This window comes from Aquimarina sp. KJ22-3, from assembly GCF_055808215.1.
On record NZ_CM147859.1, the window covers coordinates 203,444 to 221,322 of the forward strand.

A 17,879-nucleotide genomic window follows, 5' to 3' on the forward strand; every position below is an offset into this window, starting at 1 on the left:
TTTACTTTTTTTAAATTAAAAGAGATACAATTAATATTGTGGGATTAATAAATCCTTACACAATGAAAAAACTTATCGTTTTATTTTTTGTAATCACTCAACTACATGCGCAAGAGTCTGATCAGTTAGTCAAAAATAAGATAGTTGCCAATGGGGCAAATACCAATCTTGGTTATAATGCTGGTAATAGTGGTTTTGGTAATACTTCTATCGGTTATGAAGCAGGAAATGTGGTCACTGCTAATGCTAATACGTTTCTAGGGTTTGAAGCAGGCGCAAGAAATACGATAGGTTCTGACAACGTATTTTTGGGGCTGCAAAGTGGAGCATTTACGACTAGCGGAAGACAGAATGTTTTTATCGGAAGAGCATCTGGAGTCAATAATGCAAACGGTGCTCAAAATGTTTTTATAGGAAACCGGTCAGGTTCTGGTAGTAACGCTTTCTTTAATGTATTTATCGGTAATGAATCTGGTAGAGAGAACTACGATGGTAACGAAAATGTATTTTTGGGGAATAGGTCGGGTAGTATGAACTTTAGGGGTAATCTTAACACATTTATTGGTAATGCTGCCGGCGAACAAAATAGATTTGGTGAAGAGAATACTTTTTTAGGTGCTGCTTCCGGAGTTGATAACCAGGCCGATTACAACACTTTTTTAGGGGCCTATACGGGATTAGCAAATCAATCGGGAGAAAGAAATACATTTATTGGTTACAGAACCGGATCATTTAATACAACCGGAAGTTATAATGTGTTCTTGGGTAGTGGTGCTGGTAATGGGATTATTACGGGCAGTCATAATGTGATGATCGGGAATGTAGCTACCTGGACCGGAGATGTAAGTAATAAGTTAGTAATCCAGGACGGTGACGTAAACAGAACACCTTTGATCTATGGAGATTTCGGCACTGGTAATGTTTCTATTAATAGTACTTCTAATTTTGGCTACAGGTTATATGTAAACGGAGATGCGTATACCACAGGAGTTTGGGTAAGTAATTCAGGTGGAAGTGTTTTCAGAAACAAAAACAATGTTAGTTCATTGAAAGATCCAATTGGTAAGCTTCAAATGATTAATAGTATAGAACAAACAATCATAGTAGAAAGAGATCATCAAAAATCCAGAAAGGAAAAGCAATATGTTTTGGATGCCAATGAGTTGAGAAATGTGTTCCCTGCTTTGGTAAAATCCAATAAGGAACATACGGCTATAAACTATCAAGGTCTGATTCCTGTGCTTATTGAGGCAGTTAAAGAATTGAAGAAAGAAAATGAAGAGCTGAAAGAACAGTTATCTGCAATAGTTCATTTAACAACTGGAAATACTAGTAATAGAAATGAAGATCAGAGTTTTTTTGCAAAAGGATTTGCACTGTCTCAAAATATCCCTAATCCGTTTACTACTTCTGCTATAATTTCTTATACCATCCCAAAAGGGTATGAGCATCGAGCGAGCATCAAAATTTTTGATTTAAATGGTAGACAAATAAAGATATATAAAAAATTAAAATCTGGAATCAATACTATTAAACTAGAAGATCGTTCTATATCCTCGGGGACATATATTTATACAATGTTTCTTAATGATCAAGTCGTTCTTTCAAAAAGAATGATGGTTAAGTAATTTTCGTATCTGCGACTTCTAGAAATTGTATCATAACGCAACCATTCGATTAGGGCAACATCTAATTAACGATAGTAGAAACGAGAATAATTAATTAAGATGAAAAAACTTTTTGTAATCCTGTTGACCGTTGCTTTTTTTGGATGTAATGATGACGATTCCACTGATGATCCTATTTTTTGTACAGAAGACTTACGTCCTGGGCTAGAGGTGACCGTAACAGATGGAATAAATGGAGATCCTATTACCGAAGGAGTAAATGTTGTGGTTGTTGATGGTCAATATACCGAAACATTGATCAATATCGAAGGAACCGGAACTTTTGTAGGCGCCTACGAACGTGTTGGTACTTACATAATTACAGCCACAAAGGAAGGGTATAATGATAGCACTACTGCTGAACCTACCATCGTAGAAGAAGATGCTTGCCATGTAATCACCGAAAAAGTAAGTGTAATTTTGCAGAAAAAGTAATATTCTGTTAATTTTTCTAAAATTTTAAGAAAAAATCTCGAAAATTTAGGTTAGATTTGAGAATTACTCACAAATCAGCTTAATAAAATGAAAACTATTTTACTCTGTCTCAAACGTTCGGTTTGGGCTTTATCCCTATTCGGGATGGTAGCTTCAGTACAAGCTCAACAAGTTAAAGGTCTGAAAACACAAGCGGATCAACTAGTAAAAGGTCACGAGCTCTACAAACAATCCAAAATTTACGATAGTAAGCATGGAGCAAAGGAAACAAAAATTCCTGCTGTAGGTGATCGTGCGGTTGATCGAATGAATTATGAGTTAAGTCGACTCAAAGATCCTAGCACAGGCGAAATACCTCTGGGGATAAGAGATTTGGAAATCAGTTATTCCAAAAATCTTCCTGTAGGTACAGAACTCAAACAATCTGTAAATGCAAAGTCTTCTGGTAAATTTAGAAGATTTCAGTATTGGGAAAATCGAGGTCCTTTTAATGTAGGTGGTAGAACACGTGCGTTAGCAATTGACCGTACTAACGAGAATATCATCTTTGCCGGTGGTGTATCTGGTGGTTTATGGCGTTCTTCAAACGGTGGTGAAACCTGGAACAGAGTTTCCAGCCGCAGAGAGTCTCCAAGTATAACTGATATTATTCAAGATCCAAGACCAGGAAAACATAGAATCTGGTATTACGCTACTGGTGAGCGTTTGGGTAACTCTGCAGGAGCAGGAGGAGCATTCTTTCAAGGAACAGGGATTTACAGATCTGTAAACAGTGGAAGAAGCTGGAGATTACTAGAAGCTTCTAGCGATGGTGATGTTCGAGCTTTTGGGCCATTGGATTTGATCAACTCTATTACAATTGACCCTACCAACGGAGATTTGTATGCAGGTACAATTACCGGTGTGCAAAGATCTCAGGATGATGGTAGAACTTTTGAAGAAGTATTATCAGGTGGATTCGACGTTAAGGCCGAAGTAATGGCAACTGCAAGTGGTCGATTATACGCTACCTTGGATTCGGGAAGTGACCCAAATGAAGGGTTTTTTACTTCAACCGACGGTGGAGATACTTGGGAAAGTATTACTCCAGAATTCCTTCCTGCAACTATAGGAAGAACAATTATGAAAGCAGATCCGGCTAATGAGAATGCCGTGTATTTCTTTGCTGAAAATGTTGGACCAGGAGGTGCAGCGTTCTTATTAAGATATGATGCAGCTGCGGCTTCTCCAGAAGAAGCTTGGGTAGACCTAACTGCAAACCTTCCAGGAAACTTTGGAACCGGAGGAGGAGTGTTTAATCTTCAAGGAGGGTATAACATGGTCCTAGAAATAAGTCCTGCAGACTCTAACTTGATGTTTGTTGGTGGAACTAATTTATATCGTTCTACAGACGGATTCACTACACCTGTAGGAATAGGAAGCTGGATCGCTGGATATAGCGCAACAAATCCAAATGGTTTCCCACAGTATACCAATCAACATCCAGATCAACATGCATTAGTTTTTTACCCTTCTAATCCAAATCGAGTATTATCAGGAAATGATGGAGGAGTTTATGTTGTAGAAGATATTACTACACAAAACCCAGGGCCAGAGCCTATAGAATGGATCGATCTGAATAATGGATATCTAACGACACAGCCATATCACGTTGCTTTTGATCCAAGTGGTAATAGCGATGATTTAATAGCTGGATTCCAGGATAACGGTACATGGTTTACCAACTCTACCGATGGGACTGCTCCTTGGATAGAGGATTTTGGAGGAGATGGTTGTTTCTCGGCTATTGCCAACGAAGGTAGAACCAGATATGTTTCTGCACAAAGAGGAACACTCTTCAGATTGAATTTTGATGAAGAAGGAGCCTTTGAATCATTTACAAGAGTTACTCCTGCAGGAGCAACTGGGTTTCCTTTTGTAACACAGTTTCTGTTGGATCCAAATGACGAAAGAATCATGTATTTACCAGCAGGTAACAGAGTTTGGAGAAACAACAACCTGGATGAAATTCCTCTATTCTCAACGGCAAATGCTTCAGTAAATTGGGTAGGTTTAACCAATTCTGATACTCCGGCAGGAACTACAGTAAGTTCTTTGGCACTTTCAAAATTCCCAGTGGCAAACAGATTGTATTACGGTACTAATGCAGGGCAAATATTCAGAATGGATAATGCTAACTTAGATAACCAACCGGTTGTTAATATTTCTGAAGGTAAAGGATTACCAGAAGGAGGATTTGTTAATGATATCAACGTTGATCCTTCAAATTCTGATCGTGTAATCGTTACTTTTTCTAACTATAGAGTGATTAGTTTATTCCTTACCGAAGATGGTGGAGATACATGGACAAATATTAGTGGTAACCTGGAAGAAAATGCAGATGGATCTGGAAACGGTCCTTCGGTAAGAAGTACTGCATTCTTTGGAAGTAGTCAAGGATTCTTTGGTTCTCGTTTACAACGCGTATTTGCAGCTACCAGTACAGGTTTATATTATACAAATAGATTAAATGGTGAAAATACAAGGTGGATCAAAGAGCCTTTTGCTATTGGTAATGCCGTAGCAGACGAGGTGGTAACTCGTGATGATGGATTTATCGCATTAGCAGTGCATGGAAACGGATTGTTTAGTGCAAGATTCCCAATCTTTAATGAGCAACCAGAATCTACGCTAAGCGTAGCTTATTTGTTGGATGATCTACGTCTTCCAGAAAATAGCGAAGATGTGCAGGTAAATGTTGCCGATCTTTTTGTAAGTTCTACAGGAGCACCTATTAATATAGAGTTGACCAATACAAACCCAGAGTTAGTAACAGTAACGCAAGAAGGAGATGTTCTTAATCTTTCTTTCGCACCAGACAGCTTGGGTCAGGCAACTATTGGATTGATTGCTACATCTGGTGGAGAACAAGTGGCAGAAGGATTTACAGTAAATGTATTAGAGTTTGCTATTTACGAGCAAATTGCGGGTCAGGTTAGAACTTTCCCATCTCAAAACTTCTTAGATTTTGGAGCATTGGCACAATCATCAGATGATTTTACAGTACCAGAACAAGCTTCGTGGACTGTAGAAAGAATACTAGCATTTGGTGCAGCAAATAACTCTCCTATTTTGGATAATGCTACAGTGGTTATCTACGAAAATAACGGAGGAGTTCCTGGTGCAGAAGTATACAATAGTGGAGTGCTTACTCCAATTTCTGATCCTTCGGATACGAATATGAACCTATTGCTTCCAGAGCCTGTTGAGTTAGCAAGCGGAGACTACTGGTTAACGGTATATGCTAATTTGGCATTTTCGCCAAACAATACACAATGGTTCTGGGCTGCTCAGACCGGAGGCATCGGTCAGGAAACACACTTTAGAGATGAGCTGAACTTATTTGGAGTAGGAGCTACCGATTGGACTCCAGCTTCTACAGCTTTTGGTGCGGCTTCACTAGATCAGATTTTCCAAATTTTTGGAGATCTTAATGATCTTTCTGGACCAGTAGGCCCAGAAACTAAAGATCCAGAGCCATTAACTACGCTAGAAAGTGAGTTTAATGCACTGGTTTGGCCGAATCCTTCGCAAGGTGATTTTACATTTAATCTGAAGAGTCTTAGCGCTAATGGTAGGATCTCAATAAACATCTTTGATATCACTGGTAATCTAGTATATCAACAAAGGGATTTGGATCCAAATTCTAGATTCTCGTGGGATGCATCAAGTCTTAGGTCAGGGTTCTATTTTGCACAAGTTTCAGGTGGTCTGAATACCATGTTCAAACTTGTAAAAAGATAAGTTAATTAAGCATATTAAAACAAAAAGGAGTTGATATTCTCAGCTCCTTTTTTTATTTTACCAAACATGAAAAGGATAGTATATATTTTGGTTGTGATTGCAATTGTATCTTGTAAGACCAACACTGTTGCACAAGAACAAGAGCCTGCCAAAAAAGAAAAACCTACTGTAGTGGAAAAACCAAAGTTTGAGGATGTTGTAGTTTATGATCGAATAGATCCAAGCACTGTGCATATTGTGGCGACTGTTATGGCAGTGGGAGAAGAAAAGACGATTTGTAGCAGAAATTATAAAGATGTAGTCAAGATTAAAATTGATGCTATTAATGGATCAGGGCAAGCTATAGTGAACTTGTTGTCTATAGGGCAGGAGATCGAATTAGGTTTTGTAAATAAGACGCTGAGTAGAAAAGTGATACAGAAAGATTTGACGAAAGACAAACGACTTTCTATGGTTGTAATAGAGACTTTGTGCCAGGATTTTAATCAAACAACCTACGAAATTGTTAGTTACGGTAGTAAAAAATAATGAAATGTAGTACCTTAAGGTTTGATTCTTCTCTTCAACAAAAGGTCTTCATAAAAAAATAAAAGGTCAGAACAATTTTTCTTAAACTTTAAGAAAAATTTTGAAAAAATTAAGTTAGATTTGGCGCTTACTCACAAATCAGCTTAATAAAATGAAAAAATTGCTATTCTCGCTCAAACATTCGGTTTGGGCTGTAGCTTTGTTGGGAGCTACAACGATTACCTATGCCCAACAACCAAGCCTCAAGTCTCAGGCAAAACCATCAGCAAACACACAAACATTAAAAAACCAACAGGTTTTTAGTAGTGATGCTGGTCCAATAGATTATCGTGAAGCGCTTAAACGCGAAGATGCTATTGAAAGAGCGAAATTCGAATTCGAGCGTTTAAAAGATCCATCGGGTAAAATTCCTAATGGAATCAGACAAGCGGAAATTGAGTTTTCTAGCAAGATTGCGATTGGAGATGATTCTCAAAAATCATTGCAGCAAATCTCAAAATCTTCTAAAAGAGCACGCTTTTCAAATTGGAAAAACAGAGGACCAGCTAACGTAGGTGGAAGAACTAGAGCTGTGGCTGTTGATCGTAACAATGAAAATGTGATCTTAGCTGGGGGTGTTTCTGGTGGTCTTTGGAGATCACAAAATGGAGGTCGTACATGGAGAAAAGTGACTAGACGATTTCAGAACCCTAGTGTTACTGCCATTGTACAGGATCCACGACCAGGTAGAGGATTTACCTGGTATTACGCCGGAGGAGAGCGTAGAGGAAGTGGTGTTAGTGCAGGAGGTGCTTTCTTTCAAGGGAACGGAATTTTCAAATCTCAAGATGGAGGACGTACCTGGGAGCAATTAAGAGCTACCCTTAACGAAAATGTAGGTGCTTTTGAGTCTCCTTTTGATCTTATCAATGACCTGGTAATGAACCCAACTAATGGAGATTTATTTGTAGCTACTTTCAACGGAATCTTCAGATCACAGGATGGTGGAAATTCTTTTGAAGAAGTACTGGAAACGGGATTTGATAGTTTTGCAGAAATGAGCATCAGCCCAACAGGTATTATTTATGCTTCAACATCATCCAATGCTGCTCCTAATACTGGGTTTTTAACTTCTAGTGATAATGGAGAGACATGGACAAACATCACGCCTCCAAATTTTATTCCTGCTTATGGAAGAAGTAAAATCGGAATAGATCACTCTAACGAGAGTACGGTTTATTTCTTTACACAAGACAGAAACCCAGCAAATCAAGCGGTGTTATTTAGATATGATGCATTGGCTCCTACACTAGAAGAAGCTTGGGTAGATCTTACGGCGAATTTACCGGTTACAATACCGATAAACTTTGGTATTGGAGATTTAAATCTTCAAGGTGGATATAATATGGTTTGTGAGGTGCACCCTACACAATCCAATATTGTATTTGTTGGAGGTACATGTTTATACAGATCGAATACAGGGTTTACCACTCCTGCAGGAGCAGAAACCTGGATAGGAGGAAACGGACCGGGTGAATTAGATATTTTATTAAATACTATTGGTAGAGGAGCATCATATACCAATCAGCATGCAGATCAACACGTTTTAGTGTTTTTTCCGTCAAATCCAAATAAAGCCATTGCTGGTCATGATGGAGGTTTGTCATTAACAGAAGATATTACTGTTGTTAATGATGATGCAGAACAGGTAACCTGGGAATCGTTAAATAATAATTATGTAACAACACACCCATATCATGTTGCTTTTGATCCACAGTCTGAGGATGAAAATCTTTTAGCTGGATTCCAGGATAACGGTTCTTGGTTTACTAATTCTTCAAACCCTACCGATGATTGGGACGAACAACTAGGAGCTGACGGTGGTTATAATGCTATCGCAGACAATGGAAGAACACATTATGTTTCCGTTCAAAATGGAATTATTCGTCGTCTTAACTTAGATGAAGAAGGAAATAGAGTGTCTTTTGCAACTGTACATCCTGCAGGTGCAACTGGATTTGCGTTCATTAATCCTTTTGCATTAGATCCAATCAAAGATAATGTAATGTATGTTCCTGGCGGAAATACAATATGGAGAAATAATAACCTGGATGAAATTCCATTATCATCAACAGGTCCAACACCAGTTAATTGGGTAAACATAGAAACTTCTGCTACGCCAGTAGGAACTAGAGTAACTGCTTTGGAAGTATCAAAATTCCCAGTAGCAAACAGGTTATACTACGGTACCAATGCAGGTCAGGTGTTTAGAATGGACAATGCTAATATAGACGGGCAACAAGCAGTCGATATTACTACAGGAAAAGGATTACCAACAGGGTTTGTTAATGATATCAATATAGATGCCTCAAATTCAGACCGCGTTATTGTTACTTTTTCAAATTATGGAATCCCAAGTGTATTTATTACCGAAGATGGCGGGGATACTTGGACTAATATCAGTGGTAATCTTGAAGAAAATCCTGACGGATCTGGTAATGGTCCTTCAGTAAGAAGTACTGCTTTCTTTGGAGGAAGTCAAGGATTTTTCGGATCTAGAAGACAAAGAATTTACGCTGCAACTAGTACGGGGTTATATTACACGACCAGATTGAATGGAGAGAACACAGTTTGGAGAAAAGAAAATGTAAGAATTGGAAGTGCAGTTACCGATGAGGTGGTAGCCAGAAAAGATGGATTTATCGCTATAGCATCAGGAGGTAGTGGTATGTTTAGTGCGCGTTTCCCTGTTTTCAATGAGGTACCAGAACCAACCTTAAGTGTAGCATTTCCTCTAGATGACTTTACAGTAAATGAAAACAGTGAAGACACAGAAATAGATGTTACTGGGTTATTCGTTCAATCTCAAGGGCGCCCTATCGATATTGAAGTTACAAATACAAATCCAGAATTAGTGACAGCAACTTTAGTAGGAGATGTTTTAACGGTATCGTATACTTCAGATGCTATAGGAGTTGCATCTATTGGTTTGATAGCAACTTCAGGAGAAGAGCAAGTTTCTGAAGGATTTACAATCACTGTAGCAGAACCTTCTATTTATGAGCAAACGAATGCAATTGTAAGCTCTTTACCTTCACAGAATTTCTTAGATTTTGGTGGTTTAGCACAATCTGCTGATGATTTTATAGTACCAGCTGGAGATACTTGGAGTATAAACAGAGTATTAGCATTTGGAAGTTTTGGTGGAACCGGTGCACTTAACAATGTCACGGTAGTAATTTATGAAGATAATGCCGGACTTCCTGGAGATGAGGTATATAATAGCGGAGAGATTGTTCCGTTATCAGAAGCTGATGATGCAAATCTTAATATAGCTCTTCCTGAAGCTGTGACTTTAGAAAGTGGTAATTATTGGATATCCGTATATGTGAATCTTGCTTTTGCCGGATCTAATATTTGGAGTTGGCTATCACAAGACAATGTGGTAGGTGAACAAAGCCATTTTAGAGATGTCCTTAATCTTTTCGGAACAGGAGCAGTAGATTGGACGAGTGGATCTGAAATATTCGGTGAAGTTTCAGCTGATCAAAGATTTCAAATTTTTGGAGACATTACTGGTTCAGGGGGTGATGAGACTGAAGGAGCAGAAACAGAACTGGCAACTATAGAAGCCTTCACAAGTGCAGGGGTTCATCCTAACCCTTCTAACGGTGAATTTATTTTCAACTTTGGAGATAGATTATCAAAATCAGGAGGAAAAACTACTGTAAGAATTTACAATAGTATAGGAAGATTGGTACAGGTTAATTCTGATATTAGTCTGGGTGGAGCTTTTGTTTGGAACGCTTCAAACTTTGCTCCTGGATTGTATTTTGCAAAATTCTCTGGAGATATACAAGGAACATTTAAACTAGTTAAAAACTAATTAGTTTTAGATACATAACAAAGAAAAGGAGTTGAATATTCAACTCCTTTTTTATTTTAATGGTAAAGTATAATCTATGTTTATTGTTTGGCTTTAAACAAAAACGCAATACTGCATTAATTACTGATTAGATAACACCAAAATGATTCCAATTACTGCTATAATGAATAGTACAAAAAAGAAAATTTTCCAGAAGGAGTAAGGACGTTTTCCAGAAATGGCTCCAGTTTGGCCGTTGATGTAAAAATTGTAGGTTTTACTGTTGAATCGGTATGCACTAATATAAACAGGAAGTAAAATATGTTTGAAGGTTTCTTCTGAAAGTGTCATATCAATCGAAGAAACACGTTGAGTGTCCCCTCCTATATCTCTACGTGCCCAAGTAGTTGCGATACGCTCTGCTTCTTGGGTAGAAGCAAGATGACCGTCTTTTAACGGAATAGTATATTTCTCGGTTACAAAGCCAGCCAAATAACTCGTATTGAAACTTTCTAAAGCCTCCAAATTCCAATTAGAGATCTTTGAAGGGATTGGGTTTTTATGCTGATGAGAGGCTTGGATAAGCGTATCATCCACAAAACCACTGATAGAGCCTCGTACTGGCGTCCATCTGGTTCTTCGTTCCTGGCGAGTTCTTTGTACTCGTTTCCCATTTACAGTTGCGGTATAGGGCACAGTAACATAATAATAATCTCCTCTTTGCCCCGAGTAATTGGCATATAACTGCGCGTCAAAGGTCCAGTATGGTAAATATAATCCCTTAGTATTTTGAGGGTCTAATGCGGCTTTCTTAAGCTTATTAGGAGCAAACCATAATCCTTTTACCCATTTTGAAAATATCTGATGTGATTTTTTTTGATCAAATTGAAACGGAAGTACCGCACCTGGTAAAATCCAATCTTCTTTATACGCATCTTCAATGATTAGTGGTGTGGTGCAATACACACAATGCAAAGACTTATAATTTTCTTCGACATGTTGATTCGCTCCACAGTTTGTGCATTGCAACATCACAATCTTTTCTGAATGTGATTGCGACCCCATTTCGTTTAGATAGGGTTTGAGTTCCAATTCTTGAAACCCATTAGGATCTTGAACGATTTCCTCTACATTTCCACAGTACTCACAAGTAATAGAGGTCGTACCGGGTTTATATTTAAGTTCTGCTCCGCAATTGGAACAGGACTTTTTTGTTCTGAAACAGCTCTCTTTTCTTCTTCCATAAATCCGATATCCCGATCATTATCCAATAGAGCAATGATCGGGTTTGATGATTTCTATATTATCTCTCTTTTCTTAGTTCCCTGGTAGTGGCGGTGGTGTACTACCTCCTAAAAATGATTTTAGCTCTTCGACATCCTTCAAGGCAGTCCAATTAGCCATTCCTTGTTTCCAAACCAAAGAATCTTTATTTACCGTTCTGTTAGCAAATAGTGCTTTTAATTGATCAAATGAAACAGGGCCTGCTTGTTGTCCGTTATGAGCATAAAAATACTGCACTTGTACCGGCATTGGTGGAGGAGCTGTAGGAGAGGTAGGTTGTACCTGAGCTTGTTGCTGCCCGGCCATTGGATTCATCATTCCACCCATCTGCTGAGCTAGAACGAATCCCATTCCCATTCCCATTCCTGCGCCTGCTGTGCCGCCTTCGTTAGCCGCTGCAGCTTCGATAGCTTTGGCGGTTTTGAATTTGGTCAACTTGTCCAAATCTAACTTATCGATTCGGCTGTACTCAAAAATTTCTTTCTTCAACTCTTCTGGCATCGATACATTTTCGATGAAGAATTTTTCTAAAGAAATTCCCACAGAATTAAATTCAGGTTGCATCACCTCCAGACAGGTTTCAGAAAGTTCGGTGGTATTGGCAGCATATAATTCGATAGGCAAATTGGCTTCCCCAATAGTATCTGTAAAACGAGTGGATATTAAGCTTTTTAAATGCTCGTTAATTTCAAAATTTGTAAAGTTGGCATCAGTACCCACTACATCGATAATAAACTTACCAGGATCATTAATTTTGAAAGCATAGGTTCCAAAAGCTCTTATCTCTACTAATCCGAAACGATCATCATTGAGTGTAATTGGGTTTTTTGTTCCCCATTTTTCGTCGGTAAACAAATGAGTGTTTACAAAATATACTTCGGCTTTAAATGGACTATTAAAGCCGTATTTCCATCCTTTTAGGGTTGCCAAAATTGGCAGGTTTTGTGTATTTAGTGTGTAGGTGCCGGGTGTAAACACATCTGCTAATTGGCCTTCATTAATAAATACAGCAGTTTGCCCTTCTCTTACGATGAGTTGAGCACCGTTTTTTATCTCATTTTGATAGCGTTCAAATCGATGAACAATAGTGTCATCAGTATTATCTAACCACTCAATTATATCAATAAATTCGTGGCTGAGCTTTTTCTTTATTTCGTCAAAAATTCCCATGGATTGTCTATTTTATGAATTCGTGTCCTAAATCTACAAAATAGAAATGTCGAAGAAAAATTAATTTTAGATCAATAGAGATCATATCAATACAACAAGCTTCAAAGGTTTTATTTCTTTGAAGCTTGTAAATTAAGGACAAACACTCTCTAATAAATGAAAATTAGGAGTTGAAACAAAAGCATTGACCACCGTTGTATATACCACCGGCAAGTCCACATTTACCGCGACCACTACCGCAGCAAATCTGATCTCCTTTTCGGCAAGCGATTCCTATAGGAAGATGGAGAGCAAACCCCTGACCAGTAATATGTTTTTGTTGGTCACGGTCGATTTTTTCAACGTTTTCAAGATGTAAGATGTTTTTGAGCATGATAGTAAATTTTAATATGATTAATGATTAACAACAAGCTCTTTGTACTGAAACCAGGGGCCAACCCCTCCATAGATTCCATATCCTATAAGCCATTTAGTTCTTTTTGCGCCATCAAATTGAGCAGGAAAACGAAGTAATGTCCCATTTGACGGAACATCTGTGTTTAAGGCTGGTGCCCAAAAGTGTTCACCTGTAGTCCAATCATATGCTTGATAAGAGATGTTAAGCTGGTATTTATGACTTGCTTCCGGAGCTTGATTTAATATTTCCTGCGGGACAACTAGAGTATAGTTTATATTGATAAACGGGGTTGTCTCATTTGGACCGTATAACCCCGGTGCTAAAGTGAAAATTTTACCATTATCGTTTTCAATGGTTTCAATTTTGAAAGGATTGGTTTCAAGGTCGTGGTTGATGATCTCATCTGCTTCTTCCTTCTCACAAGATGTGAAAACTAAAACTGCAAGGATTGGTAAAAAATAAAATACTTTCTTCATTTGTTTTAATTTTAAAGATTAATTTGTTAGCTGTAAATGGCAAATATAGATTCGCTATTTACTTGAAAACAAATGACTTATGTCGGAATTCATGAAATCAATGTCGAAATTCATGAATTCCGTTATTTTTGTTTTTTGGGGTATTTGCTTTTTAATGAAGTGCCATTTTTTTGGGATGTAGTTACATTTTTTATGAAACCTGTTATTGGTTCAAAATCTTATATTTGTAGCACTTGCAACTCCTTTTTCGTAAGAAAATGATAGTCTTAATACCCAAAAAAACAAATGGTTTTTTTAGCTTAATTAGTCTGTTTAGACTATTCACAGTTTTTGTTTTGGGGGTGTATACTGCAGTTGGGCAAGAGTCGATTACTAAGGATTCGTTGCAGAAACTCTCTTACGACGAGTTGTACACTGCCTACAGAAATGCAAATGGAGATACGCTTATATCCAAATTGTATTTATCGACATATCTCGAAAAAGCAATGGCCGATAAGGATACCATAAAAATGGCAGAAGCCTATAGTTCTTTATCCTATTATGCGGCCGAGGAATCCGAAAAAATTGCACTCCTGGATTTGGCTATTGCCATTACCAAAAGATTGGATAATGATAGATATCCTATAAAGGCGTACTCTTTTAAGGGAGGGTATTATTTTACAAAAGGGGATTATCAACGTGTCTTAGATAATTATATTCTTGCCTTAGTATTATCAGAACAAGTACAAAATACCGAGTACATACAAAGTACCAATCATAATATCGCCTGCATAAAAACCAAGATTGATAAGCATGAAGAAGCGCTTACTTTGTTTAAAGAGAATTTTGAATATGAGAGTAATAGGGAGGAATTAAATGCGATGTCTTATTTGTTGTCATTGATTCCTATGGCAGAATCCTATAGATATAACAAGTTGTTAGATTCAGCTTCTTTCTATAATCATAAAGGGATTGTGATGTCCTTGAAAAGCAAAAAACTTAAACATCATTTTTATGGGAAGCTGGTACTAAATGAAGGAGTTAATTTATTCTTTAAAGAGCATTTTGACGGTGCATACGATAGCATCAACAAGGGAATACGATTGCTGAAAGAAGAACAGATAAAAGATACTGAGAGTTATGTGCTGGGATCTTTTTATTTGGGTCAGCTTTATCTTAAAAAGGAGGACACACTGCGAGCAGAAAAGGAGTTTTTACGTATGGATGCTCTAATTCAAAAGGATAACATTATTCTTCCTGAAACCAGAAAAGGATATGAGTTTTTGATTGCATGGTATAAGGCCAATTCAGAACAAGAAAAGCAATTGACCTATATCAATAGATTGCTTCAATTTGACCGTATGATTGGAAGTCAAAGAGCATCCGTTTCTACCAAGTTATTCAAAGAGTTTGACACCCCACTATTGCTAAAAGAAAAAGAAGATGTAATCACTGAACTAGAAAAGAACGCAAGTACCCTTAGTTTTTGGGTAATCATCTTGATTTTATTGTCATTAATGGCTACCGGTTTTACCTATTATCAATTTGTAAAAAGAAAGAAGTACCAACAAAAATTTAATGAATTACTGACCCAAGGAAATAAAAGAGAAGAATCATCTAAAAAAATGACAGATGATGATATAGGGATTGCAGACGATGTAGTTAATGATATTCTTAGTAAACTTGATCAGTTTGAAGGAGAGCGTCAATTTCTTCAGAAGAATATTAGCATTTCTTCTCTTGCAAAAGAAATTAATACGAATACGAAGTATTTATCGAAGGTTATTAATTATCATAAAAATAAGAGTTTCACCAATTACGTAAATGAATTAAGGGTGCAGTATAGTGTAGAACAGTTAAAAGAAAATGCATCCCTAAAAAATTATACGATACAAGGTATTGCCGAAGAAATGGGTTTTAATAGTGCGGAATCATTTTCGGCTGCTTTTAAAAAGAGCACGGGTATTAAGCCTTCTTATTTTATGCGTAAACTCACATCTTTGCCCATTGAATAATTTATCGAAATTCATGAAATCCATGTAATGTGGCTTTATTAAATGGCTGGTTTTACTATTCTTATTATACATTTGAGCAGACAACGTAAACCACTATAAGGCAAGGACATGAAAAAAGTAAAAGCAAAAAAATTAGAGCTTAAAAAGCTAAATGTTGCGCAATTAGATCGACTGGATACGATCAAAGGAGCAGGCACTTCTATTTTAACTATTTTAATACAAACGGAGAACCCTCGGGTATGTCCAAAAGACACCGATAAATGTTACACCCATGACTGTCCGGGAACAACAATAATCCGTATATGAGGATATGATAAAAGAAAGAGGACTATCAAAGTCCTCTTTTCTATTTAATTTCTTCCTCTTTCTTCAGGATAAAGTAGATGCACAGGATCACTTTGCCAGTATTCTTTGGTATCTATATCCATAATGGTTAGAGGTCCTTTAAAAGCTGCTCCAGTATCCATATTCCAAACACATGCTGCTTTAATAGGTACGGTTTTATTAATTCGGGTAACAGGAGTATGCCCTATGTATATTTCGTCAAAAATTAATAGTCTTTTAGGGTACCTGCAGTCCGTTTTTTCTAGTTGAGTATCTAGACCAAGAGCAGTTTCCCAAAGGGTTCTGTCCCAGTAAAACAATTTTTCAAAATATTCTCGGTGGGGACCATGCAAATTGGTAAAACCAGCATGCAAAAACAATCGATTACGGTTATCGATGTGATAATTAATTAATTCTTCAAAAAAGTGTAAGTGAGTTTCTATTTCCTCTTTAGACTTTTTTGCATACGAATTCATGGTAGCTTGACCACCGTGTTTAATCCAGTCAGAATTATAGGAGTTTTGGGTCAACCAAGTATAACATAATTCGTCGTGATTTCCTCTTAGAAATGTGCAATTATGAGTAGTATTCAATTCTATTAAGAAGGAGATCAACTCTGCACTTTCGCTCCACCCATCTACGTAATCTCCAAGGAAAATAAGATGATCATCGGGAGTTATATTTATTTTTTGTATTAATTGTTTCAGGGCTTTTAGCGCGCCATGAATGTCTCCTATTACCAAATTTCTGCTCATGTTTTTTTACTAGGTATTAACTGTATCTGACTTTTCTTAAAATTCTTATGCTTTCTTTATAAAGGGAGTATACTTTACCATTGTACGTTTTTAGATGGGGTTTGGCGTCTTCAAGTTTTTCTTTTGCTTCTTTAAAATCATTAAAATAACAGATCAGATAAGTTGCGGGGAGGTTTAACAAATCATTCTCTTCATTTTTTGATAAAGGAATTTTGTTTTTTAACTTATCAATTAGTGCATTATTACTGTTGTATAGGTGATACAATGTTTTTCGATCAAACTGTGGAGGGTCAAAAAGTAATTTGCTTTCAATATCATAACTAGCATTGTCCTTGAAAGTGATGACAACTTCTTCAAGCGGATAATATTTGTAAGTCTCTTGCAATCCAAGTTGTACGTATTCTACAATTTTAAACTGATCTTCAGATAAGGATATACTCACCTCATCAAGTTCTGAATAAAAAAGCTTAACCTGTTCATTGATCAATGCAATATCGACTCTGGAGTAATAAGCGTCTCCGTTTTGTCTTTTTTCTTTACCTGCCCAGCAAACCACAAAATACTCTTTAAAAACCTTGTATGCCGGGTTGTAATCTTTTCTGGAATTCATAAAATCAAAAACACCGTCTAGAGTAAGCTCGATATTGTTTTGCGCATGACTTTCGATAGCGCTTACAATTTCAGAATTGACATCTTTGATTTCTATATCAAAAACTTTGGGCATACTAATACTTCCATCTCTGAAAAAGACCGTTCCACCATAATATTTCCAGATGTTCTTGCGTAGTGCACATATTTTATTGGATTGTGATCGGATGGATACCAATCCAACTACTTTGTCTCCAGGTAAATGTGGAAATGGGATATTTTCATAAGCTACCAAAGGCGGATTTTCAAGATACGCATTAACCAGATTTTGGATTTTGCTATCGTCAAAAAAATCTACACCAACGATCTGATTATCTTCATCTTCAACGCCAATCACGATATAAGAGTTGTTTTCGGGATTAGAATTGGATAAAGCACAGATATGTTTCAAAAACTTGGCTTTACCCTCCTTTTCGCCAATATTAAGCTTCCTCTTTTTGTCATAAAAACTATTTTCGTCATTATGAGCGAGTAGGTTCTTGATAAGTAGGCGTTTATTAATCATTCCTTTTACAAATTGCAATCGACATTTTTCCCAACATAAACTTAGCTATTTTTATTCGGGAGACAATGA

At 37.1% G+C, this 17,879-nt stretch carries 14 protein-coding genes; 7 read left to right on the top strand and 7 right to left on the bottom strand.

The features are described 5' to 3' along the window. Positions 1-62: 62 nt before the first annotated feature. The 5 genes from AC0L3Q_RS00840 (at position 63) to AC0L3Q_RS00860 (ending at position 10,278) form a co-directional block, all read left to right on the top strand. Complete coding sequence (locus tag AC0L3Q_RS00840; protein ID WP_473284260.1) at positions 63-1,628, top strand: T9SS type A sorting domain-containing protein; 1,566 nt, start codon at positions 63-65, stop codon at positions 1,626-1,628. Between the two features lie 99 nt (positions 1,629-1,727). Further along, entirely contained in the window at positions 1,728-2,102 is a 375-nt protein-coding gene (locus tag AC0L3Q_RS00845) for a hypothetical protein (protein WP_473284262.1), read from the top strand. Between the two features lie 87 nt (positions 2,103-2,189). Continuing rightward, positions 2,190-5,885, top strand: coding sequence for a T9SS type A sorting domain-containing protein (locus tag AC0L3Q_RS00850; protein WP_473284264.1), 3,696 nt, complete (start codon positions 2,190-2,192; stop codon positions 5,883-5,885). A gap of 66 nt (positions 5,886-5,951) precedes the next feature. Then, entirely contained in the window at positions 5,952-6,413 is a 462-nt protein-coding gene (locus AC0L3Q_RS00855; RefSeq protein ID WP_473284266.1) for a hypothetical protein, read from the top strand. Positions 6,414-6,564: 151 nt separating this feature from the next. Beyond that, on the top strand, positions 6,565-10,278 hold the full coding sequence (locus AC0L3Q_RS00860) for a T9SS type A sorting domain-containing protein (protein WP_473284268.1): 3,714 nt from the start codon (positions 6,565-6,567) through the stop codon (positions 10,276-10,278). Positions 10,279-10,398: 120 nt separating this feature from the next. On the opposite strand, the gene AC0L3Q_RS00865 is transcribed toward AC0L3Q_RS00860, so the two are convergent. The 5 genes from AC0L3Q_RS00865 to AC0L3Q_RS00885 form a co-directional block, all read right to left on the bottom strand. Continuing rightward, complete coding sequence (locus AC0L3Q_RS00865; protein WP_473284270.1) at positions 10,399-11,289, bottom strand: TFIIB-type zinc ribbon-containing protein; 891 nt, start codon at positions 11,287-11,289, stop codon at positions 10,399-10,401. Between the two features lie 95 nt (positions 11,290-11,384). Then, positions 11,385-11,528 carry a hypothetical protein gene (locus AC0L3Q_RS00870; RefSeq protein ID WP_473284272.1) on the bottom strand — a complete coding sequence of 48 codons (144 nt, stop codon included), beginning with the start codon at positions 11,526-11,528 and terminating at the stop codon, positions 11,385-11,387. Between the two features lie 46 nt (positions 11,529-11,574). Next, positions 11,575-12,711, bottom strand: coding sequence for an SPFH domain-containing protein (locus AC0L3Q_RS00875; protein ID WP_473284274.1), 1,137 nt, complete (start codon positions 12,709-12,711; stop codon positions 11,575-11,577). Between the two features lie 163 nt (positions 12,712-12,874). Further along, positions 12,875-13,084, bottom strand: a complete 210-nt coding sequence (locus AC0L3Q_RS00880) for a hypothetical protein (protein ID WP_073315939.1) — start codon at positions 13,082-13,084, stop codon at positions 12,875-12,877. Between the two features lie 20 nt (positions 13,085-13,104). Further along, complete coding sequence (locus AC0L3Q_RS00885) at positions 13,105-13,584, bottom strand: hypothetical protein (protein WP_473284276.1); 480 nt, start codon at positions 13,582-13,584, stop codon at positions 13,105-13,107. Between the two features lie 257 nt (positions 13,585-13,841). Here AC0L3Q_RS00885 and AC0L3Q_RS00890 point away from each other — a divergent pair, with 257 nt between their 5' ends. Together AC0L3Q_RS00890 and AC0L3Q_RS00895 are read left to right on the top strand one after the other, a co-directional pair. Beyond that, entirely contained in the window at positions 13,842-15,578 is a 1,737-nt protein-coding gene (locus AC0L3Q_RS00890) for a helix-turn-helix domain-containing protein (protein ID WP_473284278.1), read from the top strand. A 108-nt stretch (positions 15,579-15,686) separates the two neighbouring features. Further along, complete coding sequence (locus tag AC0L3Q_RS00895; RefSeq protein WP_473284280.1) at positions 15,687-15,884, top strand: hypothetical protein; 198 nt, start codon at positions 15,687-15,689, stop codon at positions 15,882-15,884. Positions 15,885-15,928: 44 nt separating this feature from the next. On the opposite strand, the gene AC0L3Q_RS00900 is transcribed toward AC0L3Q_RS00895, so the two are convergent. Next, positions 15,929-16,657 carry a metallophosphoesterase family protein gene (locus AC0L3Q_RS00900; RefSeq protein ID WP_473284282.1) on the bottom strand — a complete coding sequence of 243 codons (729 nt, stop codon included), beginning with the start codon at positions 16,655-16,657 and terminating at the stop codon, positions 15,929-15,931. Positions 16,658-16,673: 16 nt separating this feature from the next. Beyond that, a complete protein-coding gene (locus tag AC0L3Q_RS00905; protein WP_473284284.1) occupies positions 16,674-17,810 on the bottom strand; it encodes a DUF5929 domain-containing protein in 1,137 nt (378 codons plus the stop codon). Positions 17,811-17,879 lie beyond the last annotated feature (69 nt).